Source organism: Flavobacterium sp. (assembly GCF_044368625.1).
Lineage (GTDB): Bacteria > Bacteroidota > Bacteroidia > Flavobacteriales > Flavobacteriaceae > Flavobacterium.
On record NZ_JBIPPD010000342.1, the window covers coordinates 1 to 3450 of the forward strand.

Annotated in this window: 3 protein-coding genes; all 3 read left to right on the top strand. The window is 50.1% G+C overall.

Features of this window, described 5'->3' with window-relative positions:
- On the top strand, positions 1 to 356 hold a 356-nt coding region (locus ACIQ2X_RS16020; RefSeq protein WP_396179985.1), incomplete at its 5' end, for a UDP binding domain-containing protein.
- Positions 357 to 767: 411 nt separating this feature from the next.
- A complete protein-coding gene (locus ACIQ2X_RS16025; RefSeq protein WP_396179986.1) occupies positions 768 to 2042 on the top strand; it encodes a hypothetical protein in 1275 nt (424 codons plus the stop codon).
- A 154-nt stretch (positions 2043 to 2196) separates the two neighbouring features.
- Positions 2197 to 3450, top strand: a 1254-nt coding sequence (gene asnB / locus ACIQ2X_RS16030; protein ID WP_396179987.1) for an asparagine synthase (glutamine-hydrolyzing), incomplete at its 3' end; no start/stop codon positions are given.

Genomic DNA, 3450 nt, shown 5'->3' on the forward strand with positions numbered 1-3450 from the left:
AACGGCAGAAGTCGCTCAAAGGCAGCCGCATTTTGGCGCTTGGCATCGCTTATAAACGCGATGTCGACGATATGCGTGAATCGCCTTCAGTCTTTGTGATGGAGCATCTACGCGATCGCGGAGCCATCGTCGCTTATTCCGATCCGAACGTACCCGAATTTCCGAAAATGCGGGAGCACCATTTTGACCTCGCTTCAGTCGAACTGACAGCGGACAGCATTGCTGGGTTCGATGCAGTCGTGCTTCTAACCGATCATAGCGATTTCGATTACGGACTGATCTTGCAGCATGCACAGCTAATAGTGGATACGCGCGGCAAATATCGTGCTGCCAATTCGAAAGTGGTAAAGGCTTAATTCACTGATCGGTGCGGCCTAGAATATGCCCGACGGTAGCCCCGTCGCTGGTCGATAATGAGGGCGCCTATTCAAGGCGATGGTTCGCCGCCAGCTTGCGAAGAACCTGGCGGGCACTCTCAGATTGGTCTTGGGCGATACAGCGAGTGGCGCTGACTATTTTGCTCATCGCGTTGTCGTTGCCGACCCGCATTTAAGGCGAAGGCTTTCAACCTTTGGATCGCCTATTCCTGAGCCGTTGGATTACGCTTTATCTGACGATTTTCGCCAGATTGGCCAGTTGAAGTGTTTGCGATTGAAGGCGGGCTCACCTATGGTGTCAGCCTAGTGCTGATAGTCAGATTGATAGGAAGTTGACGTGAGCAGCAGGTTGCCGCCAAGGTCAACATCGATGAAGCAAAGGACTGCCTCATGAAATCGGACCGGCTGCCAGCGTCGGTGGCTACATGGGGCGCAGCCATCTTGTTTCCAGGGTTTCTGATTTATCATACCCTTATTGCCGCTTTTGCCCTGCCTCCTATTTTTGGTGGCTTTTTTGCCACTGTGTCAATCGCGTTCGCAGTACTGACAGTATCAGCAGCCATACCTGCGGCTCGTGCAAGCGCTGCAGAGGTAAACTGGGCCAGTTTGGCCGCCGTCTTTTTTCTAGCCTACGCATTTTTATGGGCCTTAGGCTGGAGAAGCATGTCTTCTGCGGTTTATATTGACGAGGCATTTACCCAGTCGATTGCGAGTCTTGGTTTGATCGCCGCACTTTTTGTAATCGGCCGATTCATTGACCTGGACAATAAAACAAGTCGCGGGCTTTTTCCTGTTTTCGCGACCATCATTTTCACTCTTCTTTTGCTGAACTTTGCTGCAACCGGCAACGCAAGATTTGACGCGCGACTGCAATTCAGCGCGGGTGAGGAAGTCGCTTCCTACCAAGGGTTTGCGACTAGCACCATGCTGATCGGCGTGCTTGCCGCAGCAGTCAGTCGGACGCAAAGCATCCGTTATGCAGTGATCGGCATGACTATTGTATCTCTGTTCATGATGTCTTCGCGATCTGAGTTTGTAGCATTTGTATTAGGCGCCCTTGCTTTCGCTGCAGCTGCAACGATAAAATCCCCACGCGCAGCATTCTTTGTAATTGCTTTAGGGCTTGGACTATTGGGCTTTATCGCAAATAATGACTATATTTTAGCTAATAGTAGATTTTCAGAATTAGCTAGTTTGGAATCATCTTCTTCGTACATATACCGAAATTATTTTGACCAAATTGCATGGGAACAGATTCTACAAAATCCTATTATCGGTTATTTTGGCGGGCATTTTTTAGTGCAGGATAGCGGATCCTACGCGCACAGTATATTGTCGAGCTGGGTTTCTTTTGGGCTTGTTGGATTTTTAATTTATGGATTTTTGAATCTAACGCCAGCAATGCGGGCAGCTTTCGAGATTTTTTATCGAGGCAATAGTCATCCGATCTGGTGGGCCGTGCTTTTTCTAGGGTCCATCGTTACGGTGCTAACTCTATTTGCAAAGCCCGTCTTTTGGGAGGTGCCCGGACTGCTTTGGGGAATGTTTGCCCAAGCTGTTACTTATCAATCGAGCGGTCAAGTAGCCACGACACCTGCCCAAAGTGGGGATGCCCAATTCAGTGAAGCTAACGTTGCCGTATTGCCTAATGCTGGCGTCCATTGAGCGTGGTCAGCCAATAAATTCTTGAAGCTTAAATTTTATGCACTGCCTTAAGACAAATTTGCCGAGATTACGTCGCTTAGTTTTACCGACTTATCAGCGGCCTTGCCAAGCCGCGCTCTAGTTGCGGTCTCGCTCTCGTTTAGGAATAAAAATTATGTGTGGAATCGCGTTTTGCTTTTCGCTCTCGGACAGTCCCGATCAAATGGGCCGTCGCCTGACGGCTATTGAACGTGCGCAATTGCATCGCGGTCCTGATGATCAGGGACAGATCATCGGCGAAACAGCTGCCGGAACATTTGGCCTAGCTCAGCAGCGGCTTTCAATTATCGATCTAAGCGGAGCAGGACACCAACCCATGGTTTCGCCCTGTGGCCGGTATACATTAGTTTATAATGGTGAAGTCTATAATTATAAAGAGTTGGCGGCTGAACTTGGCCCAGATCCCATATTAGATATTTCCACTGGTGATACTGCGGTCGTGCTCGCTGCTTTAGTCCGATGGGGCCCAGACGCGCTGTCGCGATTTAACGGGATGTGGGCGCTCGCATTAGCTGATAAAAAAAACGGACAGGTCTTGATTTCTCGTGATCGCATGGGTGTCAAACCGTTATTCCATTCGACTATTGGTGATACTGTTATCTTCGCGTCAGAAGTGAAGGGGGTCCTTGCGGGGCATGCGGACCACCGTTTCAAGGTTAACCGCAATGCGGTCAGTCGCTTTCTCCAACAATCGCTAACTTCACCAGGTGATGAAACCTTTTTCGAAGGTGTAGTCGCGTTCCCCTCCGCATCTTTTGCGGTCCTGGATCTAGCATCCGGGCTTCCGATAATTGCCGCACAGCGCTTTTGGCATCACCCCTTTGAAGTCCCTCGTAATTCTGGTCCTATATCGCCTCAGATGGTCCGCGAGCTGTTGTTTGACTCAGTTAGGCTGCGCCTGCGTTCAGATGTGCCCGTTGGTATCATGCTGTCGGGCGGGCTGGATAGTTCTTCTATTTTGGCTGCAGCACGAGAAGTGACCAGCAATGCACGTATTAAAGCCCTGTCCGTTGTCAGCCGTGACCATGAGACCAATGAAGAGCCATTTATCGACTTGATGGCGCGTCACGCTAATTGCGACGTCATTAAGATTCAGACGGACGATAATCCCCAAGCTCTTTGGGACGATATTCCTAAGTCCGTCTGGCACTATGACCACCCCGTCAGTAGTTTTTCGAACATTGCCCATCGTCGGATCATGCAGGCGGCCAAAGACGAAGGAATTGTTGTACTGCTAACCGGCCAAGGAGCAGACGAGCAGCTTGGCGGCTACAACAAGTTTTTTTACTTTTACATGCTGGATGCGTTGCGTCGACGGCAGATTTTCCCCGCTGCCGAGATGTTCTCGGGATGCTTGAGAAATGGAACG